This is a genomic window from Dietzia sp. KRD202, from assembly GCF_017168155.1.
GTDB classification, from domain to species: domain Bacteria; phylum Actinomycetota; class Actinomycetes; order Mycobacteriales; family Mycobacteriaceae; genus Dietzia; species Dietzia kunjamensis.
Map to the genome: position 1 here is coordinate 16,160 of NZ_JABFAN010000004.1, position 20,421 is coordinate 36,580.

Genomic DNA, 20,421 nt, shown 5'->3' on the forward strand with positions numbered 1-20,421 from the left:
CCGGCGTTGTGTGAACGCTGTGTTTCTCGTCCACCCCGCGATACAAGTGCGCGGGCGCGGCCGGCTGAGCCCGCACGCCGCTCCTGCGCGGGGTTACGCGTCCCCTTCGGCTTGTGATGCCTCTATGTACGCGTACGCGCGGGATGTGCTGGCGGAACGGTCCATAGAGGGCGCATACCTGGGCGTCGGCGGGCTGGGCGGTGGCCGTCGTCTCTCGGGGCCGGCCCGGCTCTCAGCTCTTGCGCAGGTCCGGCGCCGGCGCACCGAGGAGATGGACTCGCGCGGCGGACCAGACCGCGCGCACCGCTGCCTCCACGTTCTCCTGCCCGCGGCCGAGCACCCGCAGCCAGGCGCCGCAGCCGTCGGGCAGGGTGCTCACCCCGCACCGCACCGCCGCATCAAGGCCATCCGAGTTCGGGGTCGCGGACCCGATCGCCTCGGCCGCGTCGCGCATGACCGCCGCGAGCTCCTCCGCCGGGCCGGGCGCCACGACGAACAGGGTCCCGATCGCGTCGGCGTCTCCTGTGACCAGCGGGTGGCCGGCCTCGTCGCGGGTGATGTGGGTGGTGTCCACGGCGAGCAGGGTGCCGTCGGGGCGGGAGATCTCCACGGCCGAGACGTAGGCGTCCACGTCCCAGCTCTCCCCGCGGGCCACGCGTCCGGCGGTGAGGACGTCGCCGGCGATGAGCACGGCGTCCTCGGGCACCTCGGCCCGCAGCTGCTGCTGGAACCTGCTGCCGCCGTACGGAATGAGCGGGTCCGGCAGCCACTCGCACACCGCGCCCTCGCCCAGCGTCAGGGAGACGGTCTGCGTGGCGTAACCGACGTCCATCCGGTGCACCCGGTTCGCGGCCTGCGTGGTGACCAGCGCCTGCGCGCCCTCGGCTAGACGGACCTCCATGTCCAGCCGGTCGCCGCCGACGATCCCGCCGCCGGTCGACATCACGTACACCGTCGGCATCTCGCGGAGGACCGGGTCGATGTACAGCGACCGCATCACCTGCAGCGGCGACTTCTGGAACCGTTCGGCCAGTACCGTGCGGCCGCGGCCGTCCCGGCGGAAGGCCAGGTCCAGCACGCCGACCTTGCCGGGCGAGCCGACGGGCAGCGCGCCGGGCCCGGACTGCGGTCCGGCGGCGACGGCGGGCCACACGAACCCCGGGTCGGCGGCCCGGGTCAGCCGGTCGCTCACCGTGCGGGCAGCAGTTCCACCCGGCGGGACTCGAAGTAGTCGAGCACCTCGGCGATGCCGGTCCCGGAGAGACAGTCGGTGAGCGCGACGGGCTTGCCCGAGCGGACGCGGTCAGCGTCCGAGGACATGATTCCCAGATCGCAGCGCACGTACTGGGCGATGTCGATCTTGTTGATCACCAGCAGGTCGCACTCGGTGATGCCGGGCCCGCGCTTGCGGGGCATCTTCTCGCCTTCGGCGGTGTCCAGGACGAAGACGAACAGGTCGACCAGTGCCGGCGAGAACGTCAGGGTGAGATTGTCGCCGCCGGACTCGTAGATGAGGGTGTCGACGTCCGGGTGGTCCTCGAGCATCTCCGCCCCCACCGCGAGGTTCATGGTGGGGTCGTCGCGCACGGCGGTGTGCGGGCACGAGCCTGTCTCCACGCCCACCACCCGGGCGGGATCGAGGACTCCGGCCAGGGTGCGGCGGACGTGCTCGGCGTCCTCCTGCGTGTAGATGTCGTTGGTGATGACGGCCGGGGTGCGTCCCCGGGCGATCAACTCTGGGACCAGCGCCTCGATGAGAGCGGTCTTGCCTGAGCCCACCGGCCCACCGATCCCGATCCGCAACACCTGCTGTGCCTCTGCCATGCAACGAACGCTAGTGCAGCCGTGTTTCGGCAGTGTTGCGCGGCGTACGCAGCGCGGCCCTGCCCTCGGCGGGATCCGCCCTGACCTGGGGTGCCCTGCAGCGCACGTTCAGGGCACTCCAGGTCAGAGGGCGATTTCAGGACCGGGCCCATGAATCGGAGCATCACCAGCAGGAAGCCCGTGCAGTGCTGCCGCGGCGGCGTCGGCGGCAGCGACGGCGACGGCGGCAGCGACGGCGACGGCGGCGGCAACTGCCCCACCCCGGCCGGCACGGCCCTGACCTGCGATGCCCTGCACCCGTCTTTCAGGGCACCCCAGGTCAGAGCGCTACCTCGTACGCAGGTACTCCGGTCAGGAGGGTGGAGGCCGGGTCACGAGGCGAACAGCCGGGCGTCGGCGCGTTCGTGGTGGCAGGACGCCAGGTCCAGCACTGGCGCGAACCCGCCGAGTTCCTCCAGCGACCGGCCCACCGCGGCGTCGGCGACCTCGGCGATCACCGGAGCCGCCCCGCGCACCAGCGCCTGCGCGGTGCGGTGATCGGCCAGTCGCAGTCGCAGCGCGGCGCCGGACAGGCTGATGACCAACGCTGTGAGGTCTGCGGCCACGGCCTCCCGCCGGCTCAGCCCGCCGCGGGCGTAGACCACGCCCATGACCACCGACTGCGACCCCGGCGACCGGCGGGCCCGGACGTGGTCGTTCCATGCGGACACCACCGGGTCGTCGAGTAGCTCGGCGGCCAGGTCGAGCACCTGTTTGCCGGTCCGGGTGGCGCCGTCGCGGAACTCGCGGGTCAAGCGGGTGGCGTGCAGCCGCCGGTCGATGCGGGTCAGCGCGGCGAGCAGAGCAGCAGTGTCAGTGCAAGCAGGATTGGCGGCCGGCGGCGGGGCGAGCTCGTGGGTCGCCGCCCAGGCGAGGGCCAGCGCGGTCGCCTCGGCCGGGCCAGCGGAATACCGCAGGATCCCGTGCACGGCCTCGGCCACGGACCGCGCCCCGGCCCCGGCGCCGCCCTTGACAGCGCCGCCCTCCACAGCGCCCAACTGCCGGAGCCCCTCGAGCCCGTGCGAGAGCGTGTACATGCCCGAGGGGAACGAGGAGTCGGTGAACTGCAGCGCTAACAGCAGAGTCGCCAGTTCGGCACGACCCGCATCCGGCACACCATCCGGGACGCGGCGGCCCTCGTCGTCGTGGTCGTCGTGGTCGTCGTGGTCGTCGTGGTCGGTCATCACGCGAGGTAGTGCAGCTGGGCCAGCGGCAACGTGGTGGCGGGGGCGATGGTGGCGGGCTCGCCGTCGACGGTCACCACGTAGGTCTCGGGATCCACCTCGATCGTCGGGCAGCGGTCGTTGCGGACCATGTCCTTCTTGCCGATCCCCCGGCAGCCACGCACGGGCAGGCACGGCGAGGTCAGGCCCAGCTCCTCGGGCACGCCGGCCTCGATCGCGGCGGCGGACAGGAACGTCACCCGCGTGGACTGCAGCGCCCCGCCGTACGCGCCGAACATCGGGCGGTAGATCACCGGCTGCGGCGTGGGCAGCGACGCGTTGGGATCGCCCATCGGCGCCCACACGATCATCCCGCCCTTGATGATCAGCGAGGGCTTAGCGGCAAAGGAGTCGACCGGCCACAACACGAGATCGGCGAGCTTGCCGGGTTCGATCGAGCCGAGGTGGTCGGCGATGCCCGCGGCGATGGCGGGGTTGATGGTCATCTTGGCGACGTAGCGCAGGACGCGCTCGTTGTCGTTGCGGTCGCTGTCCTCCGGCAGCGGGCCCCGCTCGACGCGGCAGTGGTGGGCGGTCTGGAACGCGCGCTGCCACGATTCCCCGATCCGGCCCATGGCCTGCGAGTCCGAGGAGAAAATGGAGATGATCCCCTCGTCGTGCAGCACCGTCTCGGCGGCGATCGTCTCGGCGCGCACGCGGGAGTCGGCGAAGCTCACGTCCTCCGGGATGTCGTGCGACAGGTGGTGGCACACCATGACCATGTCCAGCAGTTCGTCCACCGAGTTCACGGTGTACGGCAGCGTCGGGTTGGTGGAGGCGGGCAGGACGTTGGGCTCGCCGCACACCCGCAGGATGTCGGGCGCGTGGCCGCCGCCGGCGCCCTCGGAGTGGAACGTGTGGATGGTGGAATCGCCGAACGCGGCGCGCGTGTCCTCGTAGAAGCCCGACTCGTTGAGGGTGTCGGTGTGAATCGCGACCTGCACGTCGTACTCGTCCGCGACCTCCTGCACGCAGCGGATCGCCGCGGGCGTGGTCCCCCAGTCCTCGTGGATCTTCAACCCCGCCGCGCCGGCGACGATCTGCTCGACCGCCGACTCCGGCTGCGACGTGTTGCCCTTGCCGAGCACCCCGATGTTCACCGGGAGCCCGTCGGCGGCCTGCAGCATCCGCCCGATGTTCCACGCGCCCGGGGTGCAGGTGGTGCCCTTGGTGCCCTCGGCCGGGCCGGTGCCGCCGCCGAACAGGGTGGTCACGCCGTTGCTCAAGGCTTCCTCGACCTGCTGTGGCGCGATGTAGTGGATGTGGGTGTCCACGCCGCCGGCGGTGACGATCTTGTGCTCACCCGCCACCACCTCGGTGCCGGGCCCGATCACCAGCTCCGGATGCACCCCGTCCTGCAGGTGCGGGTTGCCTGCCTTGCCCACGGCCACGATCCGCCCGTCGCGCACACCGATGTCGCCCTTGACCACACCGAGCACCGCGTCGACGATGATCGCGCCCGTGATCACCAGGTCCAACGCGCCCGACGCCCGCGTGCCCGCCGGGTCCTGCGCCATCCCGTCGCGGATCGCCTTGCCGCCGCCGTAGACGGCCTCGTCGCCGTAGCCGCTGCTGCCGTCGGTGGTCACCGCGTTGTGGTCGGTGGCGATCTCGATCACCAGGTCGGTGTCGGCCAACTGAAGTCGGTCGCCGACCGTGGGTCCGTAGATATCGGTATAGGTGGCGCGCGGGAGCACGGCCGGCGGGCCCTCGGCTGCGGGCACAGCGTCCGGGGCGGGCGCGACCTCGTCGTCGTCGTTGTTGTCAGGGCTGTCGCCGCCCCCGCCGCTGTGCAGGAACCCCCCGGCGACCATCCGCTCCAGCGCGCGCTCGCGCACGGCCGGGTCGTCGAGCGGGCCGTCGACCAACCCGGAGAACCCGTGGCACACGCGCTCGCCCGCGAAGTCGACCAGTCGCACCGTCCGCGTCTGGCCCGGTTCGAAGCGCACCGCCAGGCCCGCGCCGATCGCCAGGTGCCGCCCGTACGCCGCGATCCGGTCGAAGCGCAGCTCCCGGTTGGCCTCGAAGAAGTGATAGTGCGAACCCACCTGGACGGCGCGGTCGCCGGTGTTGGTCACGCGCACCTCGATGGTCGCGCGGCCGGCGCCCAGCTCGATGTCCCCGTCGCCGTAGAGGTAGTGCACCGAACCGGACATGTGTGGCTCCTGGGGTCGTCGGGGTGGGGTGAGTCGGGGTGGCTGGGGTGGCTAGTGGGAGTGGGTGTAGACGGAGCCGTCGGCGGCGACGTGCGAGTGGGCGTACCCGTGGCCGTCCTCGGCGTCGAGGGCGGCGTCGATGCCGTCGTCGCCGTGGTCGAGCCGGTGCACGGCCTCGCGGACGCGGGTGTCGATCACGCTGCGCAGCACGGCCGGGCCGAACAGGTGCTCGCCCTCGCCGGGCAGCTCGAGTCCGGTGACCGGCGCGGGGGCGAGGGTCGCCGAGACCAGTACCGGCCGTCGGCCGCCGAGGGCGCGGACGCGCTCGAGCCCCTCGGCGAGGTCGGGATCGGGTTCGTCGCCGCCGTGGAACGCCACCTCGACCAGGCCGGGCTGCCCGTACTGCCGCGCGAGCCGGGCGAGGCGGTACAGCTCGGCGTCGGCGAACGGGTCGATCGCGCGGCTCACCAGAAGCGCCGAGCACACCGCGCCGTGCCGCCGGATCACCGCGCGCAGGCGGGTGACGAGCATGGTCGCGTCGCCGAGCGGCGCCGCCAATGCCACCGGGCCCATGGAACCAGCGGAGCCCGGGGCGAGCCGTGCGCGGTCGGTGCTGCCCCGGACGTCGCGCAACGTCCGGGAGCAGTCGGCGACCATCGCGGGCGCGCGGCCGAACGTCATGGGGACGACGACGACGACACCGGCACCCTCTCCCGCCGAATCCGGTCCCCCGGGCCTTCGCGCCTGCTCCTCCACCAGGTCGGCCAGGTCGCGGCCCGGCCGTGCGGCGGGGATGTCCAGGTCCGGCATCTGCTCGGACTCCGGGCCCAACGCGAGGACGATCCGGGCGGTGGCCGGGTCGGTGTGGGTGTGGCTGTGGCCGTGCTCGTGGGTGTGGCCGTGCTCGTGGCCGTGCCCGCTCACGCGCTCTGCTCCACCGGCCCGATGGGGTCGTGCACGGTGACGAGCTTGGTCCCGTCGGGGAACGTGGCCTCGACCTGGATCATCGCCAGCCGCTCGACCACGCCGTCCATCACCCGGCCGGCGTCGAGCACCTGCCGACCGAGGTCCATGCACTCGGCGACCGTGCGGCCGTCGCGGGCGTGCTCGACGATCTCCCACGAGATGAGCGCGGTGGCCTCGGGGACGTTGAGCAGCACCCCGCGCTCGAGCCTGCGGCGCGCGACCTCGGCCGCGGTGAACAGGGTGAGCTTGTCCAACTCGCGGGGGGTGAGCTTCATCCTGGGGTCCTCTCGTGCTCGGGCGACGGCGCGTCCGGGGGCCGGCATGCGCGTCTGCGCGCGTCGACGCTTCTGAACGCTAGCGACGTTGTGTGTCGGCAGTGTTACTTGCCTCCGGTCCGGCCCTTCCTCCCGCCGCACCCTCGCCGCGCCCTCGCCGCGCCCTCGCCGCGCGAGCCCCTGACCTGCGGTGCCCTGCGGGCGGCGTGCAGGGCACCGCAGGTCAGGGGGCCGGGGCCGATTGTTACGCCGTGTTACGACTGCCGCGTCGGCGGTGTTCCGGGCCCCTGCCGCTGCGATGATGAGCGCGTGCCCGAGACCACCACACCCCCCGTTTCCTCTGGTTCCTCTGGTTCCTCCGAGACCGTCGATCCCGCCGTCAGTGGATTCGATGCCGCGCGCGCAGCGGAACTGATGCCGGTCCTGACCGAACTCTCCGGGTCGCAGGCCTGGGCCCGCGCGGTGCTGGAGGGGCGGCCGTACCGTTCCCGCGACGCGCTGCACGCACGGGCCCGGCGAGTGCTCGCCGAGCAGAGCGACGCCGAGGTACTGGCCGCGGTCGACGCGCATCCGCCGATCGGCGCGGGCGGCAGCGCAGCCACGGGCGCGCCCCGGGAGGTCGGGCAGGCCTCGGCTCGGGAGCAGAGCGCAGCCGCCACCGCGGACGCCGAACTCGCGCGCCGGCTCGCCGAGGGGCAACGTCGGCACGCCGAGCACTTCGGCCACGCGTTCCTCGTGTGCGCGACCGGGCTGTCGGCGCGGGACATCGTGTCCGAACTCGACCGGAGGATCGACCTCACCGCCGCGGAGGAACTCGCGACCACCCGCGAGCACCTGGCCGCCATCAACGCCCTGCGGCTGGACCGACTGCTCGAGACCGGAGCCCTCTGATGTCGCTGAGCACCCACGCCCTGGACACCGCCGCCGGCACACCGGCGGTCGGCCTGGGCTACCGGCTCACCGACTCCGCCGGCGCGGAACTGGCGTCCGGGGTCACCGACGCCGACGGCCGGGGCCCCGATCTTGCGCAGCTCGAGCTCGGGGCCGGGGTGTACCGCTTGGCCTTCGACACCGGCGGTTATCACCGGGCCGCCGGGGTGACCGGCTTCTACCCGGAGGCGGTGGTGTGCTTCGAGGTGACGGACCCGGCCGCGCACCACCACGTGCCGCTGATCCTGTCGCCGTTCGGGTACAGCACCTACCGCGGATCCTGAACCGCGGGCCTTCCCGACGCTCTGACCTGGGGTGCCCTGCACCGGCCCAGCAGGGCACCCCAGGTCAGCGTCCGATGCCCCGCCGGGCGCACTGCTCGCGCAACTCCGCGGCCAGGGTCTGCTCGTCGGCGGTGACGAGTTCGAAGTCCCGCACCACCACGCGGCCGCCCACCACCACGTGGCGGGGCCGGCGTCCGGGCGAGGCCCACAGCAGCCCTCGGATCGGATCCGCGACGCCGGCGTCCGCGACCCCGCTGACGTCCCACACCACCAGATCCGCCGCCGACCCCGGCGTGAGCCGACCCAGTTCGGGGCGGCCCAGCCCGTCGGCGCCGCCGGCGGTGATCATCTCCAGCACCTCGAGCGCGTCCAGTGGCCGCCCGGCGAGCGGGGCGACCTGCATCGCCAGTCGCGCGTCGGCCAGGAGGTGTCCGGCGTCGTTGCTGCCACCGCCCGAGGTCCCGAGTCCCACTGTCACCCCGGCGTCGCGTAGTCGGGCCACCGGCGCCACGCCCCACCCCATCGGAAGATCGCAGGCCGGGGCATGGGTCGCGGTGACCCCGCTCCCGGCGATCGACGCGATCTCGGGGTCGGTGATGTCGCAGAGGTGGGCGAGGGTGACGTCGGGGGCGAGCCAACCCCACTCCTCCAGCAGGTCCAGGGGGCGACGTCCGTACAGTTCGGCGGCCCGGGCCACGTCGACCTGCTCATTGGCCTGGGTGCGCCGCCGCAGACCGAGCCGGCGCGCGACCTCCCCCATGGCGGCGAAGGTGGCGGGCCCGTCCGCGTGCACTCCCGACGGCCCCACGGCCAACTGGCGCATACCGTCGCCGGTGACCCCGCCGGTCGCGCCGGGCAGGTGCGCAGCGTGGATCGCCTCGACCGACGCCGCTGCGGCATCCGGGTCGTCTCCGGCGGTGCCGCGGACGAAGGCCAGTCGCGATCCCAGCGCCTGCGCGCCGGCGTACGCAGCACCGGCGATCTGCATGGGGTCCGCGCCCGCCGGCCAGGTGAGGTGGTGGTCGGCCACGGTGGTGACGCCGCACAGCAGTGACTCGGCCAGCGCCACGCGGGCGGACAGTTCGACCAGCTCATCGTCGACCCGCGCGGCGACGTAGGCCTCGCGCATCCGGGCCAGCCACACGGCCATCTCCACGCCGCGGGTACCGGGCAGGGTGCGGAACGCGCTCTGCAGCAGGTGATGGTGGGCGTTGACCAGGCCCGGGGTGACGACGCCGCCGCCAGCGTCGAGGGTCTCGACCACGGCAGCGCCGTCGGGCGCGGCGGCAGCATCGTCCGGCGCGGCGGCGATCCGCCCGTCCACGCACTCCACCGTGGAGGCGTCCGCCGACTCGAGCCCCGGCGACCAGACCGCCGAGGCACCGGTCACCCGCAACACCCGCGCGCTCACGCGCGGCCGCCGGTCGACACGGCGGCGGACGGGGTCCGGCCCGCCGCCGCGGGAGACCCGCCGTCGCGCGGCGCGAACGACCTCATCCACACCAGGTCCGGGGTCAGGGGGATGAGGTCCTGCCGGACTCCGGTGGCCCGCCGGACCGCGATCCCCACGGCCGCGGCGACCGGGCAGTACGGGGCCTCGGACATGGACTTGGCGCCCAGGACGCCCTCGGGCTCGACGGTGTCGGCGAAGAACACCTCGGTGCGCGGGACGTCGCCCATGCGGGGTGGGTGGTAGTGCCGCAGGGTCGCGTTGGTGACCGCGCCGGTCTCGTCGAGCATCACCTGCTCGTACAGCGCCGCCCCGAGGGCCTGGGCGACGCCGCCCTCCACCTGTCCCCGCAGTTGCTGCGGGTTGAGGACCCGCCCGGCGTCGACGGCGTGGACGCTGTGCAGGACCTTCACCGTCCCGGTGTCGGGGCACACGGCCACCCGCACGCCCTGCACGGTGAACGCGGCCTGCCGACCCAGCCCGTCGGCGCACCCCTCGGCGGACACAGGCAGGTGGGCTCCGGCGCGGAGCAGCTCGGCGACCCGGGTCGCCGCGCGGTGCAGGGCGCGCCCACCGACCACGGTGCCGGCGGAGCCGAACGCGCCCGTGTCGTGGGTGAGCAGGGCGGTGTCGGACGCGTGCAGGACCACCGAGTCGGACGGCACGCCCAGCGCCTCGGCGACGATCTGGGTGTGCACGGTCGCTGTGCCGTTGCCGAATTCGGCCGTGCCCACGTAGGCGTGCACGGTGCCGTCGGCGGTGATCTCGACGCGGGCCGAACCGTGGTGGCCCCCGGGCGGATTGGTGGCGATCATGCACAGCGCGATCCCGGTCCCCTCCGCCCACCCGGGCGGCGCGGTCTCCCCGCGACCGGAGGCCAGGGCCCCTGCCACCAGGTCCAGGCAGTGGTCGAGTCCGTAGGAGGACAGGGCCAGCTCGTCGTCGTCGCCCGCGGAGCTCACCAACGCGTCACCCGGGCGCACCACGTTGCGCCGCCGCAGCTCCACGGGGTCCAGCCCGGCGGCGTCGGCGAGTTCGTCCAGCGCGCTCTCCAGGGCGAACCCCACCTCCCCCAGCCCGTACCCGCGGAAGGCCCCCGACGGCACGGTGGTCGTGTAGACGGCCTCGGCGGTCACGCGTTTGGCCGGGCAGCGGTACAGCTCCACGGACTCGGTGATGGAGTGGAACATCACGCCCGCGGAGTGGCCCCCGTAGGCGCCGGCGTCGGACAGCACGTCCAGCTCGAGGGCGGTGAGCCGGCCGTCGTCGTCGCAGGCCACGGTGACGGTGGTGCGGTACGGGTGGCGCACGGTGGCGGAGGTGAACTGCTCCGCGCGCGAGTACTCCCACACCACGTCGCGGCCCGTGCGCAGGGCCGCGAGCACGGCCAGGTCCTCGACGATCATCTCCTGCTTGGCCCCGAACCCGCCACCCACGCGCGCGGCGTGGACACGCAGCTCATCGCGGTCGAGGCCGAAGATCCACGCCAACTCGTCGCGCACGAGAAACGGCACCTGGGTGGAGGAGCGGATGTCGAGCGACCCACCGACCCGGGGCCCGCCGTCGACGTGCCGCACGATCACCGCGTGGGTCTCCAGGTGCGTGTGCTGGACTCGCGAGGTGCTCCAGGTGCCCGTCACCGTGTGCGCGGCGCGGGCGATCCCTGCGTCGACGTCGCCCACCTCACCGCGCCAGTCGGCCACCACGTTGCGGGCGGGGTCGGCGATCCGGGAGTCCGGTCCCTTGTCGCCGTGGATCGCTGGCGCTCCGGGGGCACGCGCGGCCTCGGGATCGAGGACCGACGGCAACACCTCGTAGCGCACCTCGATTGCCTGGCAGGCCCGCCGGGCTAGTGCCTCCGACTCGGCCACCACCGCCGCCACACGCTGACCGTGGTAGCGCACGATCGGGTCGAGCACGCGGGTGTCGTCGGGATCGTCGGTACGTCGCTGGTGGCGGGCGGTGGAGAACAGGACGTCGGGGTCGTCGTGGTGGGTGAGCACGGCGACCACCCCGTCCATCGCGAGGGCGCGGGAGGCGTCGATCGACACGATGCGGGCGTGCGCGTGCGGGGAGCGGAGCACCGCGAGATGCGCGCAGCCCGTCAGGTCGGCGTCCAGGGTGAAGGGTTCGGCGCCGCGCACCACGCGCTCGGTGGCCGGGGCGGCGACCGGGCTGCCGATCCCCCCGGCGGCGCACGCGTTCCGGGCGCCGTCGAGGGCGTCCTCGACCGCCCGGTAGCCCGTGCAGCGGCACAGGTTGCCCTTCATCGCGGCGATCCTCGGCGCCGGCCCGCCGTCCCGGGCGCACGGCGCGTGCCCCAGCCCGGTGACCGTGGTGACCATCCCAGCCGTGCAGAACCCGCACTGGAACCCGGCGGCGCGGGCGAACGCGGCCGGCACCTCGTCGGGCACCCCGGCGGCGGTGCGGACGTCGGCGCCCTCGGCGCGGTGCGCGGGCAGCACACAGGAATGGGTGGGCACGCCGTCGACCAGCACGGAACACGCACCGCAGTCGCCGGTGTCGCAGCCCTTCTTCACCGCGTGCACCCCCGACTCGCGCAGCAGCGTCCGCAGGCACTGCCCGGGGCGCGGGTCCAGGTCGTGGGAGCGTCCGTCGACGGTGATCAGCATGGTGCCTCCCGGTACGTGGGGTGGGTGAGTTCGGCGACGACGGCGAGGGCCGCGATCCCCGCCACGTGACGCCGCCAGCTCGGATCGCCCTGGGGGTCGTCGTGCCAGCGGGGCAGGTCGCGCACGGCGGCCGCGGCCACGTCGGCCGTGGGGGGCCGGTCCCAGGTGAGCACCTCCGGGGCGGGCACTGCGGCGGTCACGACGAGCGTGCAACGGCCGCCGGGGTCCAGACGCCCGGTGACCAGGGAGCCGGAGCGGCCGCTGGGCACCAGCGAGTGCCGCCGGACCGCGTAGCGCGCCCGGCTCGCCGACGCGGGGATGACGAGCGCGCGCAGGATCTCGCCCGGGGCCAGACAGGTGCGGCCCGGGCCCAGCACCACCTCCGCGGCGGGGACCGTGCGGGTGCCGCCGGCCGGGGTCCAGATCTCGGCGGTCGCGCCGAGCGTGCAGGCGGCGGCGGTCCCGGCGCCGGCGGGCAGGGCGGCGCAGAGGTTGCCTCCCCAGGTGCCGCGGCCCCAGATCTTCCACGAGGCGAGCAGGCAGGAGAAGGCGTCGTGGAGGAACGGGCGCAGGGGCGCGGTGAGCGGGTGGTCCAACACTGTGCGCAGCGAGGCGGTCGCTGCCACCCGCAGGCCACCGTCGGGCAGCGGTTCGACGTCGGGCCATCGCAGGTCGAGCAGGTCCACGAGCGCGGTGACCGGTGTGGTCTCCCCCGGCGGGGCCGCGGCGCCGGCCGGGTGCAGGTGCGCCTCCCCGTGCAGGGCGGTCCCGCCGGCCAGGGCCGTGGCGCCGGCGAGCAGGGCCGCGTGCGCCTCGTCCCGGCTGCGCGGTCGGTGCAGTTCGGTGACGCTGACCAGGTCCACCGCCCTCACCCTGCCCTGGCGAGCAGCCGCCGGCGGGCGGCCACCACGTCGCGAGCCACGGCGTCGGTGTCCACGGTGAGGACCTGCCCGTCGACCACTACCCGGCGCCCCTGCACCCACACCCCGGCCATCGGCGGGCGGGACCCCAGGACGAGCGCAGCCACCGGGTCGTCGATCCCCGCGTGGGCCGGGGTGTCCAGGCGCCACAGTGCGACATCGGCCTGGTATCCGACAGCCAGCCGCCCGATCTCGCCCTCCCGCCCGAGCGCACGGGCGCCGTCCACGGTGGCCATCCGCAGCGCCGTGCGCACGTCCATCGCCCGGGGCCCGCGGGTGGCGCGGGCCAGCAGGAGCGCGGTGTGCATCTCCTCCCACAGCACGCCCGACTCGTTGCTCGCCGAACCGTCCACGCCCAGCCCGACCGGGATCCCCGCGGCGAGCATGTCGGGCACGCGGGCGATGCCGGCGCCCAGACGACCGTTGGAGACGGGGCAGTGGGCGGCCGCCATCCCGCCGGCGGCCATCGCGGCGATCGCCGGGTCGTCGAGGTGCACGGTGTGGGCGAACCACACGTCCGGGCCCACCCAGCCCACCGACTCCATGTACTCCATCGGCGTGCTGCCGAAGCGTTCGCGGCAGAACTCCTCTTCGTCGTCGGTCTCGGCCAGATGGGTGTGCAGGCGCACGCCCCGCTCGCGGGCGAGCTCGGCGCTGGTGCGCAGCAGGTCGCCGGTCACGGAGAACGGGGAGCACGGTGCCACGGCGATGCGGCACATCGAGTCGGGCCCGGCGTCGTGGAAGCGGTCGATGACGTCGGCGGTGCCGGCGAGGATCGCGTCGATGCCCTCCACCACCGAGTCCGGCGGCAGGCCGCCCGAGCTGCGGCCCAGGTCCATCGAGCCGCGGGCGGGGTGGAACCGCAGCCCCACTGCCGCGGCAGCGTCGATCTCGGCGGCGAACACGTCCCCGGCATCCGCGGGAACGACGTAGTGGTGGTCCGTGGTGGTGGTGCAGCCGCCCAGCGCCAGGTGCGCGAGCCCGCCGAGGGCGGCGGTGTGGACGTCGTCGGCGTCGATGCCCGCCCACACCGGGTACGAGGCGGTGAGCCACTCGAAGAGCGTCGCGTCGGCCGCGAGCCCCCGCGTGAGCCACTGGTACAGGTGGTGATGGGTGTTGACCAGGCCCGGGGTGGCCAGACAACCCGTGCCATCGACACGCTCCGCCCTGTCGGGGATCCGCGCCGGATCGCACGGCCCCGCCCCCACCGCGGTGATCCGGCCGCCCTCGAGCAGCACGTGACCGGAGGAGTACTCGGCGCCGTTCCCGTCCCCAACCCCGGCCCCGTCCATGGTCGCGACCGCGCAGTTCTCGACGAGCACCACCGCGGCTCCGGAGCTCACGACCGCACCAGGCCCGGTGCGAACGCCGGGGTGAACCCCCGCGCCCGGGCCGAGCGGATCATGCGCTCGGTGAGCTGGGCGTCGGCCTCGTCGGCGAGCGGGTGCAGGCTGCGCGCGCCCTCCGCGACCAGCCGGCCGCCCACGTAGACGTGGGTGAGATTGCGCAGCGAGCACGCCAGCACGTACGTGGCGACGGGGTCCCAGATCGGCCCGGTCGCAGGCCTGGTGGGGTCGACGACGACGAGGTCCGCATGCTTCCCCACCTCCACGCTGCCCACCCTGCCGGACAGGCCGAGGGCCTCCGCGGCCCCCAGGGTGTGCATCCGCAGGACCTCGCGGGCGGCCAGCACCGCGGCGTCGGAGTGGACGGCGCGCTGGGTGTACAGGCCGATCCGCATGTTCTGGAACGGGTCGGACACGTCGGTGCAGGACTGGTCGTCCAGGCCCATCCCCACGCGGATGCCCGCGTCCCGGTACCGGGTGATGTCGGCGATGCCGGAGCCCAGCCGGCCGTTGGAGGTGGCCTGCCAGATCACGGCGGAGTCGGTCTCCGCGACCCGGCGGACCATGTGGTCGGTGGGGTGGACGAAGTGGCCGAACGCGAAGTCGGGGCCCAGGACCCCGGCGCGGTCGTACCAGTCGAACTTGGCCCGCTGTACCTCGAGGTGTTCGGCGGTCTCGACGAAGTGCGCCTGGTTGCCCACGCCGTGGGTGGCCATGGCGTGACGCTCGCGCTCGGCGGTGACGGGCGACGACGACCACTGCACCGACCCGAACACCGACCCGCCCAGGTCCAGCTCCCGGGGGACGGTGCGCAGCCGGTGCTCGGTGACGTGGGCGAACGCGTCGAAGCACTCGGCCTCGGGCAGCTGCTCGTCGTCGAGGCGGGTGGAGGTGAGGCACCGGAGACCGGAGTCGGCCTGGGCGTCGACTTGCCGGGTGAGGAAGTCGATGTCGTGGACCCGCTCGGCGACCAGGGTCGAGGTGAGATGGTCGAACACCGCCACCACCCGGCTCTGGGTGAAGTTGTAGGCGCTGGTCACGCCGTTGCGCAGGAAGTCCAGGCAGCCGGCGAGGGTGAACCAGTACAGGTCCTCGGCCTCCGCACCGACCATCATCTCGCCCATCGTCGAGACCCAGCCGTAGAGCGTGTCGTCGGGGGCGGTGCCCCGCATCCCGGCGGTGAACAGGTGGCTGTGGGCGGAGACGAATCCGGGGGCGAGGATCGCACCGCCCAGGTCGTGGACCGTGCCCGGCAGGCCGGGCGGCGGGTCGCCGGGGCCGAGTCCAGCGATGATGCCGGCGTCGTCCACGCGGACCCAGCCGTGGAACCAGGCAGGCGCGGCCGGGTCCGCGGACACGGGCAGGACCAGCGCGTCGGTGAAGGTGATCATGGGTTCTCTCGTTCTCTCGTGTGTCAGCCCGGAAGTTCCTCGGCCCGCCACCGCTGCCCGTCCGTCACGAAGCGGCGCCGATGGGACGGCTCGTCGCGTCCGGCGGCCCAGAACGTCACGGACTCTGGCCGCAGTCGCATGCCCAGCCACGTCTCGGGCGGCTGCGCCGGCGACGGGCCGAACCGCTCCACCGCCGCGGCCCACACCCGGCGTCTGCCCGGCGGGGCGAGTTCCGCCGTCGCTTGGTCGTTGGTCCAGGCCAGGAGCTTGAGGTACTCGCTGCGCAGGTGGTAGCTCGCGAGGTGCTCGTCCGGATCGGTGGGCTCCGCGACCCCGGTGACCGTGAGCTGCCGCGTTCGGTCCGCGGAGACCACGACCAGCGTCGCGCGGGGGTCGGCGGCCAGGTCCAGTGCCTTCTGGGACCGCGAGTCGGTGTGGAACGTGGGGCCCTCGGTGGTGGCCCCGGAGACCAGCAGGTGCCGACAGTGCGGGGTGCCGTGCGGGCCGACCGTGGCCAGGACCCCCAGTGGCGGATCCGCCGGGTCGATCGCCAGCCACGCGACCATCGCCTGCAGCGGGTCATCGGCGGGGCCGGGCATGGTGACGACGGGCAGCTCGGTGGAGGTCACGGCGCACCCCCTGCCGCGGCGGCCGGGGCGGCCGGGGCGGTCACGGTGGCCGCGGCGGACACCCCGCGCGCCGGGTCGAACTCGGCGATCTCGGCCAGCGCCCCGGCCACGGCGTCCACGTGATCGGCCACCAACCGCCGCCCGGTCTCGGGGTCGGCCCCGGTGGGGTCGCCGATCACCCCGGTGTCGGACAGGTCGTCGGCCAGCCAGCCGAACCTCACGGGGCCGGTGAACCCGATGTGCTGGCACTCCGCGATCCCGGCCGGGACCCGCGCCTCGGCTGCCGACATGTCGACGAGCTCGGGGTGCAGATGCAGCATCATCGACGTCTCCGCCCACCCGGCGTGGATGCCCATCCCCAGTTCGGTGGGGCCCGGGACCGCACGCCCGGCGTAGAGGAAGGTGCGCAGCCCGAAGCGGCGGCGCAGTTCGCGTAGCGCGACCTCGAGCAGCGCCGAGTTGCCGCCGTGGCAGTTGACGAACAGCACCCGGGTGAACCCGCTGGCCCGCAGTGCCGAGCCGAGCTCGATCACCTCGCGCATCAGCGTCTCCCCGGAGATCCACAGCGCCCCGGCGAGGTTGGCGTGTTCGTCGCTCTTCGTATATCCCAGCGCCGGCATGAGCCAGGCGTCGACGTCCGCCTCCGCCGCGGCGGCCACCGCATGGGCGGCCACGTGCTCGGCGACCAGGAGGTCGGTTGCCAGCGGCAGGTGCGGACCGTGGGGTTCGATCGCCCCGGCCGGGATGACGGCGACGGGGTCACAGGATCCGACCCGGCCCGCCTCGACGGTCGTGAGTTCGGCGTAGCGCCGCTGCGGCCCGATCACGCCTCCCACCGCCCGGGGTTGAGCAGGCCGAACGGGTCGGTGCGGGCCGCCAGCGCGCGGACGGCCTCGGTGCCGTGGTCCACGCGGTACTGATGCGGCGAGTGCACGCGCACCCCCAGCTCCTCCAGCACCGGCACACCCGCGTACGCGGCCTCGGGCGAGGTGTAGTGACCGTTGAGCATCCCGAACATCCGCCCGTGTCCCGCCTCCAGGTGCAGGGTCCCGCCCGGGTAGACGGCCTCCACCTCGTCGAGGCGTTCCACCAGGGCGTCACCCTGGCACTCCATGTGGAACCAGGTGTCCGGCTCGGCCTTCTGCAGCCAGTGGGTGGGGTGGTTGTAGGACAGGGTCGAGACCTTGATCGTCTCGTTGACGCCCGTGCGGACCGCCTCGACCACTCCCCCTGCGGCGTCGATGATCGCCCGGACCTCGTCCACCGCGGCGGCGTCGACGATCGCCCGCAGGCTCGCCCGGCCGGCGGGGATGGCCTCGTCGGCGGGCAGGCACGAGGAGACGTGGGCGCCGTCCGCCGAGCACAGGCGCGGCGCGGGCTCGACGAGGTGGACCCGCCGTACCGCGGCGAACGCGTCGTGGTGGTCGTCGAAACTGGCGTACACGCACCGCCAGTCCTGCAGCGGTTCGATCCGCACCGTGGCGCGCACGATGATCCCGGCGACCCCGTAGGTGTGGACGAACGGCTGGGCGTCGGCACCCTCCAGGTGCACGATCTCGGCGTCCTCGTGGGCGAAGACCACGTCGAGCGCCTCGACGAACCCCTGGTGGTTGCGGCCGTGCACGATCGTGCCGGTGCCCGCCGACCCGCCGGCGAGGAACCCGCCGAGGGTCGACTGCACGGTGGACGGGTACATCCACAGCTGACTGCCGTGGTGGGAGGCCAGCCGCTTCTCGAGGGTCAGCATGCGGACCCCGGCCTCGGCGGTGACCACGCCCGCCTCCGTGTCCACGTGGTCGACGCCTCGCAGCGCGGTCAGGTCCAGGACCAGCCCGCCGTGCAGCGGGACCACCTGGCCGTAGTTGCCGGTGCCCTTGCCCCGGGAGGTGATGGGCACCCGTCGGCGGACGGCCGCGCGGACCACGGCGGGCACCTGCTCCACGTCCGTCGGCCGGCACACCACCTCGGGCCGGCCGATCGGCCACTGCGCCCGCAGGATCGGGCTGAGGTAGGACCCGTCCACCGATGCCTTGTCCAGGGAGCGGTCGTCGGTGTGCACGGCATCGGGACCGAGCAGGTCGAGCAGGTCGTCGACCAGGCCGGCGACGTCTGCGGTGGATCCGGGCGATCCGGTGGGAGTGGCGGGTGCGGTGGAGGTCGCGGTCACGAGGGGCTCCGATCGGGTGCGGGGGCGGCGGGAACTGAAGGGGTGAACCGGGCAGAGGAGCCGGATCAGTTCATCCCGATGGCCGGGTCGATGAACTGGTTGGTGGCGACGGTCTCGGGCGAGACGTCCTCGGCGATCGCGACGTCGGCGGCCTCGTAGACGCCCTTGACCTTGGCCACCATGTCGGCGAGGCGCTCGTCGTCGAAGTCACCGATCGTGGCGTTGGGTCCGTTGCCCACCAGTTCGCGCTCGAGCATGGCCTCGACGGCGAAGTCGGCCAGCTCAGCGCTGTAGACCCAGCCGGTGTTGAACTGCTCGACGGCGTCCACGATCACGGCGTTGGTGCGGGCCGGGTCCTCGAAGTACTCGACCTCGGCCTGCTGCAGTACGGGCACCAGCTTCTCCAGGCACGCCGCGCTGTCCTCGAGCTCGGCGCTGCGCACGGCCATCATCGACTTGTAGATCGGGTAGCCCAGGTCGTGGAGCAGCTGGTACTTCACCGGCTTGCCCCATTCGGCGACCTCGTTCTCGTAGATGAACGGCTCGGCGCTGGCGAAGCCCTGCTGGGCGACCGCACCGCCGGAGGCGACGAAGTTCGAGGGCGAACCGTCGTAGCTGCCGTCGACCTGGGCGGGGTCGAGGATGCCCTCGCCGAGGAGGTAGTCCATGTAGGCGTTGCCCTCGAAGTACAGGACCCGCGTGTTCTCGTCCTTGAGGTCGCTGACGGTCTCGACGTCCGGGTAGGTCTCGGGGTCCCACATGATCATCTGCGGGTTGATGTCCAGCGGTGCGAAGACGCCGATGGTGGGGTTGTTCAGCGAGTTCTGGACCGCCTGGTCGGCGTCCACGTAGCCGAGCATGATGTCGGTGTCCTGGTACATCTGCGCGGTGACCTGCTGGAACCCGATCGCGGGGCCGCCGGCCCGGACCTCCACGTCCACTCCGGTGTACTCACCGGAGGCGAACAGCGGCCCGGAGACCGACTTGGCGCCGGCGTCGATGGTCGGATCCGGCCCGAGGAGTTCGTAGACGTGACCGTGCTCGGCCTCGGGGTTCCAGTCCGTCTGGACCACGACCTTCTCGGGGCAGACCTCGCTGAGGTCGACCGCGCCGATCTCCCCGCTGTACCCGGAGGAGGCCTCCGCGGACTCGGAGCCGCCGCAGGCGGTGAGCGTGACGGCGCCTAGCGTGCAGAGCGCGGCCACGGAGACGGCGGTACGGGGGGCGGTGGTGCGTCGCATGGGTACTCCTGGGTGTGGGTGACGGAAGGGAAGAGGTGAGGTGCGGTGAGACTGAATTGCCGTATTGATGTGATCAATAAAGAAGAGTGAACCGCTGCCGTGTTTCAGTGGTGTTGCGGGTTCGCTCGGGAGTCGTTACGGCTGGTCGCCGGGCGTTACGACTAGCGGTCGGCGTCCGGGTTGTACCAGCGCCCCACGACCCGGCGGGACAGCAGACCGAAGAACAGGAACACGGCCACACCGAGCAGGGAGGCCAGGATGATCGAGGCGAACAGTTCCGGCGACTGCAGGCGGGCGCGGAAGGTGTCGATGAGGATGCCGATGCCCGGGTCGCCCTGCTTGAAGAAGAAGTCGCCGACGATCGCACCGACCACCGACAGGCCGGCCGCCACGCGCAGGCCCTCGAACAGGGCGGGCAGTGCCGCCGGGGCCTCGAGCTTGCGCAGCACCGTCAGACGCCCGGCGTGGTGGAGCTTGAACAGCCGGCGCAGGCCCGGGTCCACGGATTTGAGACCGAACAGCGTGTTGGACACGATCGGGAACAGCGCGATCAACACGCACACGAACACCCGGGCGGTGAACCCGAACCCGAACCAGAAGCCGATCAGCGGCACCAGCGCGAGGATCGGGATGCACTGCAGCACCACCGCGTAGGGGAACAGCGAGCGCTCGGCCCACTTCTCCTGGCTCATGATGATCGCCCACGCGACGCCGATCACGAACGCGATCGCCAACCCCGTCAGCGCGACGGTCGCGGTGCGCCCGAGCGCCTCGAGCATGCCCGAGATACTGGGCCCGAACAGCCCGTCGGTGACCACCACGTGCGGCGCCGGCAGCAGGAACCGCCGCGACGGCTCGAGCACCCCGTAGCTCACGAAGTACCACAGGCCCAGCACCGCGGCCAGGACCGCCAACGGGCCGCCGTAGCGGACCACGGGCCCGTCGGC

General features: G+C 73.2%; 18 protein-coding genes. 2 read left to right on the forward strand and 16 right to left on the reverse strand.

The features are described from left to right. Positions 1-232 precede the first annotated feature (232 nt). The 6 genes from J1M64_RS00600 to J1M64_RS00625 form a co-directional block, all read right to left on the reverse strand. Positions 233-1,192, reverse strand: coding sequence for an urease accessory protein UreD (locus J1M64_RS00600; RefSeq protein WP_269504169.1), 960 nt, complete (start codon positions 1,190-1,192; stop codon positions 233-235). Continuing rightward, complete coding sequence (ureG, locus tag J1M64_RS00605) at positions 1,189-1,824, reverse strand: urease accessory protein UreG (RefSeq protein WP_061228858.1); 636 nt, start codon at positions 1,822-1,824, stop codon at positions 1,189-1,191. Before ureG ends, J1M64_RS00600 begins: the two co-directional genes overlap by 4 nt. A gap of 371 nt (positions 1,825-2,195) precedes the next feature. Continuing rightward, positions 2,196-3,047 carry an urease accessory protein UreF gene (locus J1M64_RS00610; RefSeq protein WP_206472137.1) on the reverse strand — a complete coding sequence of 284 codons (852 nt, stop codon included), beginning with the start codon at positions 3,045-3,047 and terminating at the stop codon, positions 2,196-2,198. After that, a complete protein-coding gene (gene ureC / locus J1M64_RS00615) occupies positions 3,047-5,242 on the reverse strand; it encodes an urease subunit alpha (protein WP_206472052.1) in 2,196 nt (731 codons plus the stop codon). Before ureC ends, J1M64_RS00610 begins: the two co-directional genes overlap by 1 nt. Before the next feature lie 51 nt (positions 5,243-5,293). Next, complete coding sequence (locus tag J1M64_RS00620; RefSeq protein ID WP_206472054.1) at positions 5,294-6,166, reverse strand: hypothetical protein; 873 nt, start codon at positions 6,164-6,166, stop codon at positions 5,294-5,296. Further along, entirely contained in the window at positions 6,163-6,483 is a 321-nt protein-coding gene (locus J1M64_RS00625; protein ID WP_067713537.1) for an urease subunit gamma, read from the reverse strand. Before J1M64_RS00625 ends, J1M64_RS00620 begins: the two co-directional genes overlap by 4 nt. 309 nt (positions 6,484-6,792) lie before the next feature. Between J1M64_RS00625 and J1M64_RS20105 the strand changes: the two genes are divergently transcribed. Together J1M64_RS20105 and uraH are read left to right on the forward strand one after the other, a co-directional pair. Next, positions 6,793-7,374, forward strand: a complete 582-nt coding sequence (locus tag J1M64_RS20105; RefSeq protein ID WP_206472056.1) for a 2-oxo-4-hydroxy-4-carboxy-5-ureidoimidazoline decarboxylase — start codon at positions 6,793-6,795, stop codon at positions 7,372-7,374. Continuing rightward, entirely contained in the window at positions 7,374-7,697 is a 324-nt protein-coding gene (uraH, locus tag J1M64_RS00635; protein WP_206472066.1) for a hydroxyisourate hydrolase, read from the forward strand. Before J1M64_RS20105 ends, uraH begins: the two co-directional genes overlap by 1 nt. 64 nt (positions 7,698-7,761) lie before the next feature. Here uraH and J1M64_RS00640 read toward each other — a convergent pair whose 3' ends face one another. The 10 genes from J1M64_RS00640 to J1M64_RS00685 all read right to left on the reverse strand — a co-directional run. Further along, positions 7,762-9,108, reverse strand: a complete 1,347-nt coding sequence (locus J1M64_RS00640) for an amidohydrolase family protein (protein ID WP_206472070.1) — start codon at positions 9,106-9,108, stop codon at positions 7,762-7,764. Continuing rightward, positions 9,105-11,780, reverse strand: coding sequence for a molybdopterin cofactor-binding domain-containing protein (locus J1M64_RS00645; RefSeq protein ID WP_241260912.1), 2,676 nt, complete (start codon positions 11,778-11,780; stop codon positions 9,105-9,107). Before J1M64_RS00645 ends, J1M64_RS00640 begins: the two co-directional genes overlap by 4 nt. Beyond that, positions 11,774-12,643: an FAD binding domain-containing protein gene (locus J1M64_RS00650; protein ID WP_206472071.1), complete on the reverse strand. Its 870-nt coding sequence runs from the start codon at positions 12,641-12,643 to the stop codon at positions 11,774-11,776. Before J1M64_RS00650 ends, J1M64_RS00645 begins: the two co-directional genes overlap by 7 nt. Positions 12,644-12,648: 5 nt before the next feature. After that, positions 12,649-14,043: an 8-oxoguanine deaminase gene (locus J1M64_RS00655; RefSeq protein ID WP_206472072.1), complete on the reverse strand. Its 1,395-nt coding sequence runs from the start codon at positions 14,041-14,043 to the stop codon at positions 12,649-12,651. Then, complete coding sequence (locus tag J1M64_RS00660; RefSeq protein WP_206472074.1) at positions 14,040-15,437, reverse strand: amidohydrolase family protein; 1,398 nt, start codon at positions 15,435-15,437, stop codon at positions 14,040-14,042. Before J1M64_RS00660 ends, J1M64_RS00655 begins: the two co-directional genes overlap by 4 nt. Positions 15,438-15,460: 23 nt before the next feature. After that, a complete protein-coding gene (locus tag J1M64_RS00665) occupies positions 15,461-16,066 on the reverse strand; it encodes a pyridoxamine 5'-phosphate oxidase family protein (protein ID WP_206472076.1) in 606 nt (201 codons plus the stop codon). After that, positions 16,063-16,902, reverse strand: a complete 840-nt coding sequence (locus J1M64_RS00670) for a creatininase family protein (protein WP_206472078.1) — start codon at positions 16,900-16,902, stop codon at positions 16,063-16,065. The genes J1M64_RS00665 and J1M64_RS00670 overlap by 4 nt, the downstream gene beginning before the upstream one ends. Beyond that, the gene (locus J1M64_RS00675) at positions 16,890-18,233 is read right to left on the reverse strand and encodes an FAD-binding oxidoreductase (RefSeq protein WP_206472080.1); all 1,344 of its coding nucleotides are present in this window, start codon (positions 18,231-18,233) and stop codon (positions 16,890-16,892) included. The genes J1M64_RS00670 and J1M64_RS00675 overlap by 13 nt, the downstream gene beginning before the upstream one ends. A gap of 65 nt (positions 18,234-18,298) precedes the next feature. Beyond that, positions 18,299-19,474, reverse strand: coding sequence for an ABC transporter substrate-binding protein (locus J1M64_RS00680; protein WP_206472082.1), 1,176 nt, complete (start codon positions 19,472-19,474; stop codon positions 18,299-18,301). A 161-nt stretch (positions 19,475-19,635) separates the two neighbouring features. Further along, a partial coding sequence (locus J1M64_RS00685; RefSeq protein ID WP_241260913.1) for an ABC transporter permease occupies positions 19,636-20,421 on the reverse strand: 786 nt, incomplete at its 5' end.

Excerpts from the sequence above, each read along its gene's own strand:
- ureG (WP_061228858.1), bottom strand. The coding sequence starts at position 1,824 with ATGGCAGAGGCACAGCAGGTGTTGCGGATCGGGATCGGTGGGCCGGTG.
- J1M64_RS00610 (WP_206472137.1), bottom strand. The coding sequence starts at position 3,047 with ATGACCGACCACGACGACCACGACGACCACGACGACCACGACGACGAG.
- ureC (WP_206472052.1), bottom strand. The coding sequence starts at position 5,242 with ATGTCCGGTTCGGTGCACTACCTCTACGGCGACGGGGACATCGAGCTG.
- J1M64_RS00625 (WP_067713537.1), bottom strand. The coding sequence starts at position 6,483 with ATGAAGCTCACCCCCCGCGAGTTGGACAAGCTCACCCTGTTCACCGCG.
- uraH (WP_206472066.1), top strand. The coding sequence starts at position 7,374 with ATGTCGCTGAGCACCCACGCCCTGGACACCGCCGCCGGCACACCGGCG.
- J1M64_RS00645 (WP_241260912.1), bottom strand. The coding sequence starts at position 11,780 with ATGCTGATCACCGTCGACGGACGCTCCCACGACCTGGACCCGCGCCCC.
- J1M64_RS00660 (WP_206472074.1), bottom strand. The coding sequence starts at position 15,437 with ATGATCACCTTCACCGACGCGCTGGTCCTGCCCGTGTCCGCGGACCCG.
- J1M64_RS00680 (WP_206472082.1), bottom strand. The coding sequence starts at position 19,474 with ATGCGACGCACCACCGCCCCCCGTACCGCCGTCTCCGTGGCCGCGCTC.